Origin of the sequence: Chromobacterium sp. LK1 (genome assembly GCF_001043555.1) — a bacterium.
GTDB classification, from domain to species: domain Bacteria; phylum Pseudomonadota; class Gammaproteobacteria; order Burkholderiales; family Chromobacteriaceae; genus Chromobacterium; species Chromobacterium aquaticum.
Genome location: NZ_LDUI01000016.1, coordinates 98,036 through 115,411, shown reverse-complemented (window position 1 = coordinate 115,411; position 17,376 = coordinate 98,036). Strand labels below are relative to the sequence as shown.

17 protein-coding genes are annotated in these 17,376 nt (G+C 57.2%); 7 read left to right on the top strand and 10 right to left on the bottom strand.

The features are described 5' to 3' along the window. Positions 1 to 83: 83 nt before the first annotated feature. The 6 genes from VI26_RS07920 to VI26_RS07900 form a co-directional block, all read right to left on the bottom strand. The gene (locus VI26_RS07920) at positions 84 to 1,367 is read right to left on the bottom strand and encodes a YeaH/YhbH family protein (protein WP_048409197.1); all 1,284 of its coding nucleotides are present in this window, start codon (positions 1,365 to 1,367) and stop codon (positions 84 to 86) included. 141 nt (positions 1,368 to 1,508) lie between these two features. Next, positions 1,509 to 3,437, bottom strand: a complete 1,929-nt coding sequence (locus tag VI26_RS07915; RefSeq protein WP_019100828.1) for a PrkA family serine protein kinase — start codon at positions 3,435 to 3,437, stop codon at positions 1,509 to 1,511. Continuing rightward, the gene (locus VI26_RS24415; protein WP_156183799.1) at positions 3,385 to 3,807 is read right to left on the bottom strand and encodes a hypothetical protein; all 423 of its coding nucleotides are present in this window, start codon (positions 3,805 to 3,807) and stop codon (positions 3,385 to 3,387) included. The genes VI26_RS07915 and VI26_RS24415 overlap by 53 nt, the downstream gene beginning before the upstream one ends. Before the next feature lie 27 nt (positions 3,808 to 3,834). Then, positions 3,835 to 4,152, bottom strand: a complete 318-nt coding sequence (locus VI26_RS07910) for a PilZ domain-containing protein (protein ID WP_082150950.1) — start codon at positions 4,150 to 4,152, stop codon at positions 3,835 to 3,837. Further along, positions 4,139 to 4,696 (bottom strand): NUDIX domain-containing protein, encoded by a 558-nt coding sequence (locus VI26_RS07905; protein WP_048409195.1) that lies wholly within the window; start codon positions 4,694 to 4,696, stop codon positions 4,139 to 4,141. Before VI26_RS07905 ends, VI26_RS07910 begins: the two co-directional genes overlap by 14 nt. Positions 4,697 to 4,705: 9 nt before the next feature. Further along, positions 4,706 to 5,257 (bottom strand): DUF2062 domain-containing protein, encoded by a 552-nt coding sequence (locus tag VI26_RS07900; RefSeq protein WP_048409194.1) that lies wholly within the window; start codon positions 5,255 to 5,257, stop codon positions 4,706 to 4,708. 198 nt (positions 5,258 to 5,455) lie between these two features. On the opposite strand from VI26_RS07900, the gene VI26_RS07895 reads away from it, so the two are divergent. Beyond that, entirely contained in the window at positions 5,456 to 7,240 is a 1,785-nt protein-coding gene (locus VI26_RS07895) for an acyl-CoA dehydrogenase C-terminal domain-containing protein (protein ID WP_048409193.1), read from the top strand. Positions 7,241 to 7,304: 64 nt separating this feature from the next. On the opposite strand, the gene VI26_RS07890 is transcribed toward VI26_RS07895, so the two are convergent. Beyond that, positions 7,305 to 7,796 (bottom strand): hypothetical protein, encoded by a 492-nt coding sequence (locus tag VI26_RS07890; protein WP_156183798.1) that lies wholly within the window; start codon positions 7,794 to 7,796, stop codon positions 7,305 to 7,307. A gap of 356 nt (positions 7,797 to 8,152) precedes the next feature. Between VI26_RS07890 and VI26_RS24410 the strand changes: the two genes are divergently transcribed. The 3 genes from VI26_RS24410 to VI26_RS24405 all read left to right on the top strand — a co-directional run bounded on the left by VI26_RS24410 (position 8,153) and on the right by VI26_RS24405 (position 10,552). Continuing rightward, positions 8,153 to 8,836: a hypothetical protein gene (locus VI26_RS24410; protein WP_156183797.1), complete on the top strand. Its 684-nt coding sequence runs from the start codon at positions 8,153 to 8,155 to the stop codon at positions 8,834 to 8,836. Further along, positions 8,784 to 9,959 carry an XRE family transcriptional regulator gene (locus VI26_RS23785; RefSeq protein ID WP_197081419.1) on the top strand — a complete coding sequence of 392 codons (1,176 nt, stop codon included), beginning with the start codon at positions 8,784 to 8,786 and terminating at the stop codon, positions 9,957 to 9,959. Before VI26_RS24410 ends, VI26_RS23785 begins: the two co-directional genes overlap by 53 nt. Before the next feature lie 68 nt (positions 9,960 to 10,027). After that, positions 10,028 to 10,552 carry a hypothetical protein gene (locus tag VI26_RS24405; protein WP_156183796.1) on the top strand — a complete coding sequence of 175 codons (525 nt, stop codon included), beginning with the start codon at positions 10,028 to 10,030 and terminating at the stop codon, positions 10,550 to 10,552. 130 nt (positions 10,553 to 10,682) lie between these two features. Here VI26_RS24405 and VI26_RS07885 read toward each other — a convergent pair whose 3' ends face one another. Next, positions 10,683 to 10,991 (bottom strand): DNA-binding transcriptional regulator, encoded by a 309-nt coding sequence (locus VI26_RS07885; RefSeq protein WP_048409191.1) that lies wholly within the window; start codon positions 10,989 to 10,991, stop codon positions 10,683 to 10,685. Positions 10,992 to 11,408: 417 nt separating this feature from the next. Then, positions 11,409 to 12,782 (bottom strand): PLP-dependent aminotransferase family protein, encoded by a 1,374-nt coding sequence (locus VI26_RS07880; RefSeq protein ID WP_048409190.1) that lies wholly within the window; start codon positions 12,780 to 12,782, stop codon positions 11,409 to 11,411. Positions 12,783 to 12,975: 193 nt separating this feature from the next. On the opposite strand from VI26_RS07880, the gene VI26_RS07875 reads away from it, so the two are divergent. Then, positions 12,976 to 14,154, top strand: a complete 1,179-nt coding sequence (locus VI26_RS07875) for an MFS transporter (protein ID WP_048409189.1) — start codon at positions 12,976 to 12,978, stop codon at positions 14,152 to 14,154. 22 nt (positions 14,155 to 14,176) lie between these two features. Here VI26_RS07875 and VI26_RS07870 read toward each other — a convergent pair whose 3' ends face one another. Beyond that, positions 14,177 to 14,671 (bottom strand): hypothetical protein, encoded by a 495-nt coding sequence (locus VI26_RS07870; RefSeq protein ID WP_048409188.1) that lies wholly within the window; start codon positions 14,669 to 14,671, stop codon positions 14,177 to 14,179. A gap of 565 nt (positions 14,672 to 15,236) precedes the next feature. Here VI26_RS07870 and VI26_RS23780 point away from each other — a divergent pair. Both VI26_RS23780 and VI26_RS07860 read left to right on the top strand, forming a co-directional pair. Further along, positions 15,237 to 16,475 (top strand): colicin-like pore-forming protein, encoded by a 1,239-nt coding sequence (locus tag VI26_RS23780; protein WP_082150948.1) that lies wholly within the window; start codon positions 15,237 to 15,239, stop codon positions 16,473 to 16,475. A 257-nt stretch (positions 16,476 to 16,732) separates the two neighbouring features. Beyond that, the gene (locus tag VI26_RS07860) at positions 16,733 to 17,272 is read left to right on the top strand and encodes a hypothetical protein (RefSeq protein ID WP_048409186.1); all 540 of its coding nucleotides are present in this window, start codon (positions 16,733 to 16,735) and stop codon (positions 17,270 to 17,272) included. The last annotated feature ends 104 nt before the right edge of the window (positions 17,273 to 17,376 follow it).

Below are 17,376 nucleotides of genomic sequence, written 5' to 3'. Positions count from 1 at the left end.
TGCTCATGTACCACTTGTACATTCCACTTTCTCAGCCGTTTTCGCCTGGTCTCGCCTTGGCTCGCAAGATTGTAAACACGTTCTCAGGCGGTGGCGGCGCGGCCATTGGCCGGCTGGCGCTTGAACAGTTCCCGGAAGACCGGGTAGATGTCGGAAGCCGAACGAATTTTCTGCATCGCGAACTGGCGGTTGCGTTCCTGCACCTTCAGATACTCATACCAGAGGTTTTGCGGCTCTCCCTCGGTGATTTCGATGTAGGCGAAGTATTGGCAGTAAGGCAGCAAATCCTCCTCCATGATGCGGCCGCAGTTGGCGGAATCGCTGTCCCAGTTGTCGCCGTCGGACGCCTGGGCGGCGTAGATATTCCATTCGCTGCCGGCGTAGCGTTTCTTGACGATCTCCGCCATCAGGTTGAGCGCCGAGGACACCACGGTGCCGCCGGATTCGCGCGAGTGGAAGAAATCCTCCTCGCTCACCTCCACCGCACTGGTATGGTGGCGGATGAACACCACCTCGATCTTCTCGTAATTGCGCTGCAGGAACAGGTACAACAGGATGAAGAAGCGCTTGGCCATGTCCTTTTTCTGCTCGTCCATGGAGCCGGACACGTCCATGATGCAGAACATCACCGCCTGACTGGTGGGCTTGGGCTGCTTGACCCGGTTGTTGTAACGCAGGTCGAACGGGTCTATCCACGGAATGCTGGCGATGCGCTCGCGCAGCCGGTGGATGCTTTGCCGTTTTTCGCGGATTTCCGAGGTGTTGTCCTCGTCATCCTCCATCAAGGAATCGAGTTCTTCCTCGGCGTCGCCCAGCGTCGCCATCGTCGGCGCGGCCATCGCCACCCGCCGCGCCAGCGCGCCGCGCAGCGAACGCACGATATTGATATTGGCCGGCGTGCCGTCGTTGGTGTAGCCGGCGCGCACCGTCTTCATTTCCTCGATGCCCATCAGCTGGGTCTTGATCAGATTGGGCAGCGCCAGATCATCGAAGAACACATTCATGAACTCTTCGCGCGACAGCTGGAACACAAAGTCGTCCTCGCCCTCGCCGTCCTGGCTGGCCTTGCTGCCGCCGCCGCCCGCGCCGCCCTGCGGCCGCGGCAGGCGGTCGCCCTTGACGAACTCCTCATTGCCCGGGTGCACGTTTTCCGTCATGCCGCCCTTGCCATGGTGAAACACGGGTTCGGAGATATCCTTTACCGGGATCGAGACCTTCTCCCCGCTCTCGATATCGGTAATGCTGCGCCCCTTGACCGCCTTGGCGACGGCCTCCTTGATTTGAGCCTTGAAACGGCGCAGGAACCGTTCGCGGTTAACCGCGGACTTGTTCTTGCCGTTGAGGCGCCGATCGATGATGTGGGACATAAGCACCTCGCTTTGCCTGTACCGGCGCCGCCGCCCGCTGGCGGCCGCGCCTGACAGCTGTTGTTATTCTCCGCGCGGCCGGCGCCAGCGGCCGCGCGTCGATCTCCGGCGCCGCCCTGGCGACGCCGGACCCGCGATGGCTTACGAGGACTTGCGCACCCGCAGATACCATTCGCACAACAGGCGCACCTGCTTGGCGGTGTAGCCTTTTTCCACCATGCGGTTGACGAAGTCCTCGTGCTTCTTCGCATCCTCGGCGCTGGCCTTGGCGTTGAAGGAGATCACCGGCAGCAGCTCCTCGGTGTTGGAGAACATTTTCTTCTCGATCACCGTGCGCAGCTTCTCGTAGCTGGTCCAGGTGGGGTTCTTGCCGCCGTTGTTGGCGCGCGCCCGCAGCACGAAGTTGACGATCTCGTTGCGGAAGTCCTTGGGATTGGAAATCCCGGCCGGCTTCTCTATCTTCTCCAGCTCCGCGTTCAAGGAGGTGCGGTCGAAGATCTCGCCGGTGTCCTGATCGCGGTACTCCTGATCCTGAATCCAGAAGTCCGCGAAGCTGACGTAGCGGTCGAAGATGTTCTGGCCGTATTCGGAGTAGCTTTCCAGATAAGCGGTTTGAATCTCCTTGCCGATGAACTCCACGTACTTGGGCGCCAGGTACTCCTTCAGGAAGGTCAGATACTTCTGCTCGGTTTCCGCCGGGAACTGCTCGCGCTCAACCTGCTGCTCGATCACATACAGCAAGTGCACCGGGTTGGCCGCCACCTCGCTGTGATCGAAGTTGAACACCTTGGACAGGATTTTGTAGGCGAAGCGCGTGGACAAGCCGCTCATGCCCTCGTCCACCCCGGCGTAATCGCGGTATTCCTGGATGGACTTGGCCTTGGGATCCGTATCCTTCAGATTGTCCCCGTCGTAGACCTGCATCTTGCTGAACAGGCTGGAGTTTTCCGGCTCTTTCAGCCGCGACAGCACCGCGAACTGCGACATCATCTTCAGCGTGCCCGGCGCGCACGGCGCGCGGCCCAGCGAAGAGTTGCGGATCAGCTTGTCGTAGATCTTGATCTCGTCGGACACACGCAGGCAATACGGCACCTTGACGATGTAGATCCGGTCGAGGAAGGCCTCGTTGTTCTTGTTGTTGCGGAACTGCTTCCACTCGGACTCGTTGGAGTGAGCCAGGATCACGCCTTCAAACGGAATCGCGCCAAAGCCCTCGGTGCCCTTGAAGTTGCCTTCCTGGGTCGCCGTCAGCAAGGGGTGCAACACCTTGATCGGCGCCTTGAACATCTCCACGAATTCCAGCAAGCCCTGGTTGGCCAGGCACAAGCCGCCGGAGTAGCTGTAAGCGTCCGGATCGTCCTGCGCGTATTTCTCCAGCTTACGGATATCCACCTTGCCCACCAGCGACGAAATATCCTGGTTGTTCTCGTCGCCCGGCTCGGTCTTGGCCACCGCGATCTGCTTGAGCACGGACGGATAGCGTTTGACCACGCGGAACTGGCCGATGTCGCCGTTGAACTCATGCAGCCGCTTCACCGCCCACGGGCTGGGAATGCTCTTCAGATAACGACGCGGAATGCCGTATTCCTCTTCCAGCAGCGCGCCGTCCTCGTCATAGTTGAACAGCGCCAGCGGAGACTCGTTGACCGGGCTGCCTTTCAGGCAATAGAACGGCACCAGCTCCATCAGCTCTTTCAGCTTTTCCGCGATGGACGATTTACCGCCGCCCACCGGACCCAGCAAATAGAGGATCTGCTTCTTCTCTTCCAGGCCTTGAGCGGCGTGGCGGAAGTAGGACACCACCTGTTCGATCACCTCCTCGGTGCCGTAGAAATCACGGAACGCGGGATAGACCTTGATGACTTTGTTGGAAAAAATGCGGGACAGACGCGAATCATGCCGAGTGTCCACCAGCTCCGGCTCGCCAATGGCGGCCAGCATGCGCTCTGCGGCGGTGGCGTAAGCGCCGGGGTCTTTCTTGCAGAGCTCCAGGTACTCCTGGATGGTGTACTCCTCCTCACGAGTCTTGTCGTAACGAGCAGCGTAGTGACTGAAGATATCCGGGTGCATGGCTCTCTCCTGGCAGGTAGCAGAGGCGCAAACGATATGCACACGGCATCCGCTGCTCCCCTTGCTGAATTAGAGTATTCACATTGTTTCCGGCTTCTTTTTCTGGGTATAGCATAACGCACGGGCTGGCAGGGCAAAACAGCGCCTGCACACAAAATATGAGATCGCGAGCCAGATTCAATACAAGTATTTGAAATGGATGGCGAATTCCGCCAGCTTTTTTTTGTAACGGGAGACGAGCGGCGTGTAAGCGGGAGTAAACGGAAATCGGCCCAAAAAAAATACTTTGAGAATCAACCGTTTCCAGCGCGGCGATTGAAACATTCGCACCGCGCAAGGTGGCGAAAAAAGAGAAGGGAATATAAAGCATGCGCCGCGCTCGCGCGGCCGGCGGCGCTCAGCCCTTGCGCTGAATAATGCGCACGCCAATTTCATAGATGCGGCCGCGCTGCACCTCATTGCAGCGCTTCACCTCCACCACCGCCTCCAAGGGCTTGCCCGGCATGCCGCCCACCGACGGCGCCAGCACGATGACGGACAGGCGCTCGCCGAACTGCGGCACGAAGGACGAACGCAAGGCCATGCCGTCCACCGACAGATCGACGCACTCGCCGTAATGGGTTTCGCCGCTGATCAAGGAGCGGATGCGGGCCTTGCAGCCCATGCTGATGCGCCGTCCGCGCCGCCGATCCCGGTAGGGATCAAACGGCGACACCCGCCATCCTCCCGGCCTGATGCGCGGCCAACCAATGCAGGCCGACGATGGACTTGCTGTCGCAGATATCCCCGCTCAGCGTCATCCGCATCGCCTCTTCCAGCGGCACCGTCAGCACCTCCAGGAACTCGCCCTCGTCCAGGCGGCTGCCCTGCTGGCTCAGCCCCTCCGCCAGGTAATAGCTGATGCGCTCGTTGGAATAGCCAATGCAGGGATAAGCGGTGCCCAGATACGTCCAGCGCTCCGCCACATAGCCGGTTTCCTCCAGCAGCTCCCGCCTCGCGGTGGCCGCCGGCTCCTCGTCCGGATCTATCTTGCCGGCGGGAATCTCCACGAACTCGCGGCCGGCCGGATAACGATACTGGCGCTCCAGCACCAGCCCGCCGTCCGGCGTCAGCGCCAGCACCGCCACCGCGCCGGGGTGCAGAATGTATTCGCGCGTGGCCGCCGCCCCATCCGGCAGCGCCACCTTGTCCTTATGCACCTCGAGAAAGCCACCCTGATACACCAACTCCGACGACAATTGCTTCTCAAGCAGATTCACGATGGCCCCTTAAAGTGTTTTGCAATGTCGGCTTTTCCAGGCGCTGACCACCGCCCAGCGCCATAGCAGCCGGGTCAGCACATAGCCGATCACACCGAACGTCAGCCCCAGCGCCGGCAGCCCCACCAGCAAAGGCCAGCCCAGATCGGCCAGCCAGTCCAGCGTCAAGCGCCACCACTCCGCCAGGTTCAACTGCCCCCAACCGGGCGGCGGCGTCATTGTACCCGCAGCCGGATCACCCAGTAAAAGCTTGCCATAAGCATAAGCCAGAAAATACAGCGGCAATACGGTCAAAGGGTTAGTGTACAGCGTGAACAGCACCGCCACCGGCAGATTCACCCGCATCAGCAAAGCCAGCGTCACCGCCGTCACCTTTTGCGTGGGGCCGGGCATCAGGCCGGCGAACAAACCCACCGCCACCCCCATCGCCACCTTGCGCCGGTTCAGCGACCAATACGCCGGCCGGTCCAAATACGGCGCCAGCCGGCGCAAGCCGGGCTTCTGAAACCAATGATGCCGGTAGGCAACCCATTTGCGTACCTTGCGTCTAAACCAAGTCATCTGGAATGTATCAATCCCTCATCCGCGCCCGTTGCCGTTAAACCACACTCACCGCCGGGGAAAGCGCGAAAAGCTTGTCAAAGCCCCGTCGATAATTTAAACAAGCGTTTGAATTATTCGCCCAAGCGCAGGGCGAACCCAAACACTACAGACCTGGGCCGCAAAGTCCAGGCCGCGCAAAACCAACAGGAGAGACCCATGCCTGCATACCAAGCCCCGCTGCGGGATTTCGATTTCGTGCTCCACGAGCTGATCAAGGTACAGGACATCATCCCCACCCTGCCCGGCTACGAAGAAGCCACCCAGGACATCTTCCGCTCCTACCTGGAAGCCGCCGCCCAGTTCTGTGAAAGCGAACTGGCGCCGCTGAACCGCCAGGGCGACGAAGAAGGCTGCCACTACGACAGCTCCACCAAATCCGTCACCACCCCGCCCGGCTTCAAGGAAGCCTACCAGCAATACTGTGAACTCGGCTTCCCGGCGCTGGACTGCGACCCGGCCTACGGCGGCCAGGGCATGCCCAAAGCGCTGAGCTTCCCCATCATGGAAATGCAGTGCTCCAGCAACGTGGCCTGGTCCATGTACCCCGGCCTGTCCCACGGCGCGTATTCTGCCATTCATGCCCACGGAACCGAAGCGCAAAAAGCGACCTACCTGCCCAAACTGGTGGACGGCAGCTGGACCGGCACCATGTGCCTGACCGAACCGCACTGCGGCACCGACCTGGGCCTGCTCAAAACCCGCGCCGAACCCAACGGCGACGGCAGCTACAGCATTACCGGCACCAAGATTTTCATCTCCGCCGGTGAACATGATATGTCCGACAACATCATCCACCTGGTGCTGGCCCGCCTGCCGGACTCGCCCAAGGACGTGAAGGGCATCTCCCTGTTCATCGTGCCCAAGTTCCACGAAGATGGCAGCCGCAACCCCGTGGCCTGCGGCAGCCTGGAACACAAGATGGGCATCAAGGCCAACGCCACCGCGGTGATCAACCTGGACGGCGCCAAGGGCTATCTGATTGGCGAAGTCAACAAAGGCCTGTCCTGCATGTTCACCATGATGAACGCCGCCCGCCTGGGCTGCGGCATGCAAGGCCTGGGCATAGGCGAAGCCTCCTTCCAGGGCGCGCTGGCCTATGCGCGCGAACGCCTGCAAATGCGCTCGCTCTCCGGCGACAAATGCCCGGACAAGCCGGCGGACCCCATCATCGTCCACCCGGACGTGCGCCGCATGCTGCTGACCCAGAAAGCCTACACCGAAGCCGGCCGCGCGCTGACCAGCCTGCTGGCGCTGCAACTGGACATAGAAGACAAACACCCGGACGCCGACGCCCGCCAGGACGCCGCCGACCTCGTGGCCCTGCTCACCCCGGTGGCCAAGGCCTTCATGACCGACAACGGCTACGAAGCCGCCAACCTGGGCATGCAAGTGTTCGGCGGCCACGGCTACATCCGCGAATGGGGCATGGAGCAACTGGTGCGCGACTGCCGCATCTCCCAGATCTACGAAGGCACCAACGGCATCCAAGCCATCGACCTGCTGGGCCGCAAAGTGCTGATGGACCAGGGCCAGAAGCTGCGCAAGTTCACCAAGCAGATCCACAAGTTCTGCCAGGCCAATGAAGGCAACGACAAACTGGCCGACTACGTGGCCCCGCTGGCCAAGCTGTTGAAGGACGTGGGCGAAGTGACCATGGGCATCGGCATGGCCGGCATGCAGAACCGCGACGAAGCCGGCGCGGCCGCCACCGACTACCTGCGCCTGATCGGCCACCTCAGCTACGCCTGGCTGTGGGCGCAAATGGCGGAAGTGGCGCATTCCAAGCTGGGCGGCGGCGAAGACGGCTTCTACCAGGCCAAGATCCTGACCGGCCGCTTCTATATGGCTAAGCTGTTCCCGGAAGTGCACAGCCTGCTGGCCAAGCTCAAGGCCGGCGCCAAGCCGTTGATGGAGTTGCAGGACGAGCACTTCGCATTCTAAGCCACTTACAATAGTGAAACGAAACGGCCCCTAGGGGCCGTTCCTCATGGGCGACTCCGCCGCGCTAGCGGCCCTGCCCTCGCTTGCGGTAACGCTTCTGCGTTTGCGCCTGCGCTATCTGCTCCAGACACAGATAAAGCCGCTGCACCGCCTCCACATGCTGCGCCAGATCCACCCGCTCCACCGCCAGGTTCAGCAACATCTCCAGATAATTGAAAAAGCCCTTGCACAGGCCGATGCGGTGGCTCTTGTCGGCAAAATCCATATCGCTGGTGATGCGGAACAACAGCCCACGCGCCGCATGCTGGCGATTGGTCTTCAACAACTGGGCCAGATGCGCGGCGTACTGACGGCCAATGGCGCAAGCCTCGGAATAATCCCTGGGCTCCGCCGGCTGCCAGTAATGCGGATAAGTGCGGCCCGGCACGCGGCGGACAAAGGGCAGACGGAGGTCTTTGGCTTCACTGGAGGGGAAGCGGTAGCGGGAATGACGGGGGTTGGGGAAGTCGGCAAGGTCAAACAAGGAAACAGGAATCGGAGAGAGCTTCTTTGACATGACATTTCTCCTGCAGTCTGTGGAAGTACCGCCATCCCCTTCTCACGGGGGAAGGCAGACCGAACAGAGCGTGAGAAACCAGCGACTGCGAGCTGGCCAACCAGAAGGCTACCCCATCCGGTCCGCCATACAGACGCAACAGGACGCGCGAAATGCACGGATAGCCGCACTTCGCCCGCAGTCGATAACTCAAGGATGGGTTCTCACGCCCAGTGCCGGTATAGAACGGCACGGGGGGGATTGTTGCTGAGTGGAAGGATGGGGTCAAGCCGCACAATCAACTTCTTGTTTTCACCTCAAAAATGAGGTAAAAAGAAGAACCTTCAAGCACAATCCTTTCTTGGTACGTAGATCATATGAAAATCGAAAGCATTACCCTTCCAGTCCTGTGGGAAGAACACGATGTGGCTGCACGCCTTCAACAGCTTAGCGTGACAAAAGATATCTTGAAAAATGCACTCACTACGGGTGTGACACAGCGCCTAAACTGTGGTCCACTCTTGCCACGAACCTTCCCTGGCCAGGCACAATGGGCGTATACAGTCGAAAGCTTGCGTCTACAAGTCTGCCCTGATGGCTGGCAGGCGGAGAGCCATCATAATCTTCCTGTCACCATTGCCCCAGATAAAAGTTTTGGTATTGTTGTGTATACCGGGGATGAGCAAACAGGCAGGCTGCATGGCTACCCCAGTAACAAAACGAGTAAAGGTATAAAAACTCAACAGGCCGTCCTACGAAACACATTAACAATAGAGATGTTTCCCGAAACATTACCTCAAGCACAAGATGATACCTCCGAGATTCTAAAAACGTGGGTACTCCTTTACCATCTTGACATAACAAATCAACATCAGCCCGTCCTACGTTCTGAATTATCCTTCCCCTCTGTATTTGACGTTCAACTTGGTAAAATCACTGTTTGGGAAGAACGAATTATCTTGAACGAGATCGACTTGAGTGATCAACCCGATGTTACCAGGCTCACCGATGACGACATTGGGATACCACTCGACGTTCCCGTACGTAGGAAAACTGCTTAATACCGGTATCAGTATCAAAATGTTTAATCCCTCTCGCTTGACTGTGGCTAGACAACGCCGTGGTCTGACCAAGCGCCAGCTAGCAAGTCAAATAGGCGCAACAGAAAAGACCGTTCAAAACTACGAAAGCGGAGAGATGAACCCATCTGAGGAAAGCTTAGAAAGGCTTTCCTCAGTTCTTGGCTTTCCTCTCAGTTTTTTTGAAGGTGACAACTTAGAAATTTTGTCGCCAGACATAGCAAGTTTTCGCTCCCTTAAAAGAATGAAGGCCGCTCAGCGTGACATGGCATTGTCTGCTGGCTCCATCGCACTCATATTCAGCAAATGGATAGATGACAATTTTGATTTACCAAAACCTGATTTACCTCGTTTTGAACCAGGAATCGACCCCGAAATAGCTGCTATTGCACTACGTAATGAGTGGGGACTGGGAGAGCGTGGTATTCACAACATGGTTCATCTACTCGAAGCCAAAGGCGTTAAAGTCTTCTCCCTTGACATTAATGCAGTTGAAGTAGATGCATTCTCCATGTGGCATGGAGACCAGCCTTTTGTATTTCTTAATACTCAAAAAACAGCTGAGCATAGTCGCTTTGATGCAGCTCACGAATTGGGCCACCTAATACTGCATCGCCACGGGCACTGCCAAGGAGTAGATGCAGAAAAAGAAGCTAATGACTTTGCTTCATCTTTTTTAATGCCGCGAGGAGGAATACTTGCAAAAGCACCTCGCTTCGTGACCATTCCCACCCTAATACAAATAAAAAAAGAATGGGGAGTATCAGTGGCAGCACTTAATTATCGACTCCACAAACTAGAACTAACTTCAGAATGGGTTAATCGATCTATCTGCATAGAATTATCTAAAATGGGCTACCGCAAGAGTGAGCCAGAGCCAATCCCACATGAAAACTCTCAAATACTGCAAAAAGTACTGACGACCTTGCGAAAAGAAGGAATTGGTAGAGTTGAAATTTCACGACGCCTAAATTTACACGTCAGTGAACTTGATAAGCTAACTTTTGGCCTCTCGCTTACTGATAGTTCAACAGCCGAAAATTTACAAGGAGTACGACCTCCAAATTCCACAGTTAAAGAGTATGGTCTACGCCTAGTAAAATAAACGACAAAACAGGCTTCAAGCTTCTCTACATACAAAGATTTTGGCGATTATCTTTAAAGGTCCCAAACATGCGCGCCAACTCCTTCCACTCACTCCTTAGCAGCATAGCTCTTTGTACCCTTGCCCTTACTGCTACGGCTTCTTCCCTTTACCAAGGCGTTATCACTGCCAGGAATGCCGGCTCGGGAAAAACCTGCTTCTCGGTGGACAGCTACCGATCAGCCAACAAGTCCATTGCCATCCCTGCCAAGGGGCTGGTTTTGACTTCCATCACGGTTTACACGACAACGGCGGATGGTGCGCAAGCGATTTGGCAAGTGGATGCCACCTCGCGCAACGAAGCGGAGCTGTACAAGGTCAAGTCAGCTGAATGTTTAATTTATGGCGAAACGGTTCCAGGGAAGTACAAGGTGAAGCAAGCCCCCAAACCTTTCCCAAGCTCAAGTCCATTGGAGGTCGTAAGCACCTACTGGCATCCAAGCGGATTTGCGAATGGTTTGACGCTAGGTGGTACGTTTTGCTCAACGGCAAATGGTGTGATGATGGCCTCCGAAGACGGTAGCTGCCCTGGCCAAAGCGCGCTCAGGAAATAGAGCCAAATCCTTATCCGCTTTTAATCGATGCCATCCTCGGGACCATGCCCCCTCCTCGCTCGCGCCGGCCACAACACCATAAACAGAACAGCCTCTCAAACGAGAGGCTGTTTCCTATTCAAACACCAACTTAGACAGGCTTCAGCTCCCGCAACGCCTCCGGGTGCTGTACCGCCACCCGCAGCAAGGTTTGCGCCGCGCCGGTGGGCATGCGCCGGCCTTGTTCCCACTCCTGCAGCGTGCGCTTACTGACATCCAGCAACTCCGCGAACTCCGTCTGGGACATGCCCATCTGCGAACGTGCTTGTGCGGCCAGCGTGGGCGTAACCTGAGTGCGCCGGGCGGCCTGGTCCGCCTTCATCTGGCGCACGGACTCCAGCAGTTCCGCCCCCAGATCGCGCTGGGCGTCCCGAGCGGCCAGTTCTTTGTCATTCGACATCAATAGTCTCCTTGATCAATCTGAGAGTTTTAGTGCTTTGAAACCTTGCATAGCTACACAGGAAACCGCGTATCCGATGCGCCCTAGGTCCCTTCAAGCCTGCCGTCGGGTGGCAGGCCCGAGGTTTTAAGCGGCTGCCCTGTTTGAGCGATTTGACGTTAGCAAATCGCGAGTTCAGCCGCGCCTCGGGCCTGACGGGAACCGGCGGGAAGCCGTAGGCCAGGCTTGCAGGGCGGCCTTTGGGGTGAAGGGGAATTTGGCCGAGCAAATTCCCCTTCCTGCCCGCCGGGCAGCCCCGGCAATCAAAATCATCATTCGCGCAGCGGATTCAATAAAGATCGGGAACAGGCTCCTAGGTAAACACAAGCCACCGCATGAATCCATCGATCAAGCTCCCCCACAACCTGATCCGCCCCCTCACCCACTCTTAAACGCCTCAAAAAACTCCAGCGCCCGCGCATCGCCCGCATAAGCGACATTGATCCGCAGCCAATCGTTGTCCTCACCACCGGGCATGAAGCCGCTGCCCGGCGACAGCAGGATTCCGCGCTTGGCGGCTTCTGCCTGCATGTCCTCGAAGCTGTGGCGGCCGGTGCGCGCCCAGACGAACATGCCGCCCTGCGGCTCCGCGAACACTTGCCAGCCGTTGGCCTCCAGCGTTTGCAGCGTGGCGGCCATTTGCCGGTTCAGCCGCAGCCGCAACCTTTGCGTCAGCTTGCGGTAAGCGCCGCTGGACAAGAGCTGGGCCGCCACGCATTCGGCAAAGCGCTGGGTGCCGATGCCGGTGTACATCTTGATATTGGCCAGCTGGCGGATCAGCTCCGGCTGGGCCAGCACATAGCCGACGCGCAGCGAGCAGCTGAGGGTTTTGGAGAAGCTGGACACGTAGATCACCCGCCGCAGCGAATCCAGCGCCGCCAAACGCACGCCGGGGTGGTTCTGGAAATCCGCGTAGATGTCGTCTTCCACGATCAGAAAGTCGTGGGCCTCGGCCAGTTGCAGCAGGCGGTGCGCCACCGCCGGCGTCACGCAGGTGCCGGTGGGGTTATGGAACAGGCTGTTGATGAACAGGCATTTGGGCCGATGCCGGGCGAGGATGGCTTCCAGCGCCGCCAGGTCCGGCCCGTTGCCGGCACGCGGCACCGCCAGCATGTCTATGCCGTGGAATTTCAGCAGGTTGAACAGATTGTAGTAGCCGGGGCTTTCCACCAGCACGGTGTCGCCGGGCTTGAGCAGCGCGCGCGCCAGCAGGTCCAGCGCGTGGCTGCCGCCGTTGGTGGTGAGGATTTGTTCCTGTTCCACATGGATATCGATCTGGCGCAGCCGCTGTTGCAGTTGCCGGCGCAAGGCCGGCAGGCCCAGCGGGGTGCTGTAGTCGAACAGGTCCGCCGGCTGACAGCGGGTGATGTGGCGGATGGCGTAGCCCAGTTCCTCCTGGTCCCGCCAGCTGTCCGGCACCCAGCCGCAGCCCAGTTTCAGTTGCTCGCCGCTGTCGCTGAACTGGCCCCAGGCCGGTTCCATGGTTTCCCGCCATTCGCTTTCCTCGCGGCCCGGCGGCGCGGCCACGAAGAAGCCGGCGCCGTGGCGCGATTCCAGCAGGCCCAGCGCCACCAGCCGGTCGTAGGCGTCGATCACGCAGGACTGGCTGAGCTGCTGCTCCTTGGCCAGTTGGCGGATGGAGGGCAGCCGGGTGCCGGGGCGGACCCGGCTGCGCCGTATCCAGGCGCGCAATTGATCGGCGATTTGCTGCGCCAGCGGCTGCCGGCTGGCGCGGTCGAGTTCTAGCCGCATGGCGGGCTCACTGTTTGCTGATAACGAGCAAACAGTTAAGCGCAAATGGCCGCGGCTGTCACTTGTTGCCGTCATGGAGCGGCCGGATAGTGGCGTGTCGCGCCCTTTTCATCGCCAGGCCATCACTTATGACTGTTCCACTGTTCGCCCATACTGTTTGTCCCGCCGTGTCTCTTTTATTCCCGGAGGCGGCATGAACACACGCCACCCTGCCCGGCTGGCCTTCGGCCTGTGCCTGATCACGTGCGCGGTGAATCTGCAAGCACCGCTGTACACCGCTTACGCGCAGCTGGCCGGCCAGGGCGCGGCGGCCACCGCCACCGCGTTTTCCGCCTATGTGCTGGGGGTGTTGCCGGTGCTGCTGGCGCTGGGCGGCCTGCCGGACCGGCTGGGGCGCAAGCCCTTGATCCTGGCGGCGCTGACCCTGGCGATGCTGGCCACCGCCGTCATGGCGCTGTGGCCGCGGCTGGAGGCCTTGGCCGTGGCGCGCTTTCTGCTGGGCGCCGGCACCGCGCTGGCTTCCGCCGCCGGCGCCGCTTATATGGGAGAATTGATGGCGGAGCAGGATACGCGCCGCGCCACGCTGTGGGTGACGGCCAGCACCTCGCTGGGCTTTGGCCTGGGCGCGGCGCTGACCAGCGTATGCCTGCTGTGGCAGAGCACGCTGACGCCGGCCAGCTTTTGGCTGCATCTGGCGCTGGCCGGCACGGCGCTGCTGGCGGTGGCCGGGCTGCCGGACCCGGCACCGCGCGCTCGTCACGCCTCCATGCTGCGCCCGCCCTATTTCCCCGCCGGCAGCCTGCCCTTCGGCTTGGCCATTCTGCTGGCCTGGGCGGCGGTGGGGCTGGTGATCGCGGTATTGCCGTCGGTGCTGGCCGCGCATGGGCTGGCGCGCTGGTCCGGGTTTTCCACTTTCACCGTGATCAGCTGCGGCCTGCTGTTCCAGCCGCTGGCCCGCGCGATGCCGCCAGGCCGCGCGGTGCGCCTGGGCTTGCTGGTGCTGCCGCTCAGCTATGCGCTGCTGGCCTGGGGCGCGACCCAGGGTTCGCTGGCGGCGGTGTTGTTGGGCGCGCTCGGCGCGAGCAGCTCTTGCTACGGCTTCACTTATCTGGGCGGTTTGTCCGCGGTGAACGCGCTGGCCGGCGCGGAGAAGCCGCGCGCCAGTGCTGGCTTCTTTCTATTGGCTTATATCGGCTTCAGCCTGCCGGTGATTTTCACCGGTCTGCTGGTGGACCGCCTGGGCGCGCCCACCGCCCTGCTGCTGTTCGGCCTGGCGCTGGCCGCCGGCGCGGCCCTGGTGGCGCCGGCGATTGGACGGGGAACGGCGATGACGGGCTTGCCCGCCATCGCCGCCGCCAGCCGGCGCGATTAGCCGACTAGCCCAGCCAGACTACTCAATTCACCGGATAGGCGGTCAGCAAAATCCAGTTGCCTTTCACCACTTCAAAATCCAGCTGCACGCTGGAGAACTGCGAGCGGGTCTGCGCATTACATCTGCCCGCCGCGTCCGCCCCGGTGCAGCTGTAGCCGCCGATCTTGTCTTTCTTCAGCACGCTGTAGACGGTGACGCTCTGGCGAGCGTGGTTGCCGGAGCACTGGACCGCGACGCCAGTGTATTTCTTGGGGTCCACGTAGTTGTTCCAGAAGCCGGTGTATTCCTCCACGCTGGTGAACAGGGTCTTGCCCACCTGGCTGGTGCCGGCCGGCGGCGTCGCGCCGTAGATATGCTGGTTGAGGTGACCGCCCGCCGCGTTGTTGCTGGCGGATACGCCGCTGCTCTTGACGCTGGGGATGGCGCGACACTCAACGGCGTGGGCCAGGCTGGCGGCCATCAGCAGAGCAAGCACGGCGGACAGGCGGACGAGGGGTTTGCAGATGCTTTGACGCATGGAGTTTCTCCTGTTGATAGATGAGGCGCTTGAAGTCAGGGCCGCCAGACACGCGGCTCAGGCAGCATGGCTGATGTGCATTCGGCGCATAAAAATGCTTTATGCATTTTTATAGATCACAAAAAAACAATGTCAAATCATGCGATGAAATGACGTGACATCAGCATCAAGCCTTGCAGCCTAAGAATCTGTTCAAGGTTTGCTGCGCTTCGTACAGCCGGGCATGGCGAGTTCAAGCTCAAAATGCTCATGTTCCACCGGTACATTCCGCTTTTTCGCTCGTCTTCGCCTTGTCTTGCTCTTGCTCGCGAGACTTGAAACAGGCTCTTACCCCCAAGCCGTGCCTCTCAAAAACCAGCCCACCGAAATCATTCCAACCAGCTTCCTCCCATAAAAACCCAAGTCCAGATCAAATCCAGCAAAACAGATAAACGCCACTCTTTGAAATCCAGTTCCAAACAAAACTGAAACAGTTCACATCGTCAATTAATAACGCCTTATTTAAAATCATCCTGTCTTAACCAAGACAGCAGTCTCCAAGCAACAATTTAGATAAGAGAAAATAATGCAAGACGATTTGATAACCCCACCCATGCTCATTCTAAACGCAGAAGCCGCCAGTTTCGGGACATCCGCCTCTTCACACGGCTACACAGTGTCCGCCTGCTTTGTAGATCACATAAAGGACTACAAAGAAAATCAAGGCATTTGTCCTGAATGCGGAAAACTAAAGTGCGTCATTTTCGAAAACTCAGTCAAAAGACTTGAACAGGGAATGGATGAAAAAAAACTGCTAACCTTGGGTGGACCAACGTTTATAAAAGTGGCAAAAGAAAATTATGACAGCTTTGAAAAATTCTCTAAAATTTTAATAAAGAACTACGAAATATTAGGAAACACCATTGACAAGAACTTTATTTCAAAGATGTATCGAGACGATATATCCATCAACAAAAAAATAACTACTCCCACTCCTCAGATCCCCTCTCAATATCGTTCTCCCAGTGAAGTGAACAGCATTAACAATATTGGAAACGAACTCAGAATGTGCCTACATGCACTAAATGACGACAGTTCTCAAAAAGGGCTAAGAAGCAACCCTGACATTGTGGAGCATTGTAAAAACAAAAGATTTGATCTAGCGGCCCAAGCTTTTTCTAAGAACATGGACCTATCAGATCGAGATCAACAAATATTTGATACATTTTATGCGAAGCAATCGCGACTTGGTCAAATAGCAATTGATGTTCAAGAAACAAAAAGCTCACTGCAATACATTTCTACCGCCACCGAAGTTTCTTTCAAAGCCTTCGGCAAGCGCTTCAACGATTTATCCATAGCATTACGCAGCAACTTTCGAAATGCCAATGCAGTGCCATTTGATCAGGCTATGGAAATGTTAGCAAAATTGCAAAGCTACCCTCACATGAAAATTGCTCCAGAGGATATTGAAACCATCAGAAAAGCTGTGCATACCATTGACTACCAAGACATTGGTGATAGCATGCAAAAAATGTCCAAAGGGTTTGGATATGCAGGCAAGGCATTGCAAATAGAGTCAATCTATGACAAAATACTTATCGGAATTGAAACAAACAATTGGAAGCCATTGCTGCTAGAGTTTGAAAGCATGGCTGCCGGCGCAGCAGCGGCATTTGCAATTGCATTTGCGTACAAGCTAGCATTAGGCACTTTTGCTGTATCAGGAGTTGGCACAGTCGCTCTTGTTGTTTCGTATCTTGTAGCTGCCGCCTTTTTCACTCCTGAAAGAATGGATAAAATCAACAATATGATCTTTAACTAACCACTCTCTTGAAAACACCCTCATCTATCCATATGCAAGGTGGCACCAGCACTTATTATGACGCTTGGGGGTGTCAACGATCTCCTTTCTAAATAAGGGTTCGCTCTCATTTATTACCTTTTCGCCCAAAACAATCAACCCTCCCAATTCCGCAAAACTCAAGAGCTAAAAAAATGAAATTTACTCAGACAAATCAAACATCCTGTACTCCTCCCTTTCAGGAGGGTTTCTTTCAAAAGACACAATAAAAAGTCATCATGTCCATATTAAAAAAATCTCCTTTGCTTTATTTTTTCATATTTGCCAGCATAACGCCCATTCTGCTTATCGGAATCGCATCACAGCTAATGGGGGACTCATCTCTAGCTCCAATCTTCAACTTCTTGTCTCTCAAGCATTTAATGGGTTCTGGCGGCATGCAATCTGAAATGCTAAAGAACACAGCTGCCGTGACTTTCTCGTACATTCGCCTCAGCACCCCAGTTTACTTTGTCGCAATTATTTATTTAATTAGTCGAGCTTTCACCATCAGCAACTTGGATTTCAGCTATTTCAACTGGAAACGAGTGACTCTTTCGCTATTCACCATCGGTGGAATGCTTGCCTTCATGGTGTACATTACTTATTTTGACGGTTCCAACCTTGAGTCTGGCAGCCATATCATTCGAGCAGCAGCCACCAACCCGATACTTTATTCAATCTTGGCGTCATGTCATGTAATGATGTTCTATTTCATTGCGCATTTGACTTTCATCAGCCTCATTGTTCAGCCGATTTACTTGATAAAAACTCGCTAATTTCCCAACGGCGGGGGTCATCCTGAAACCTCCGCCAACACCATTCACCCGGCATGCCCTCGCCACCCGCTCGCCCTCTTCGACCGCTCCCATTCTTCCACTAG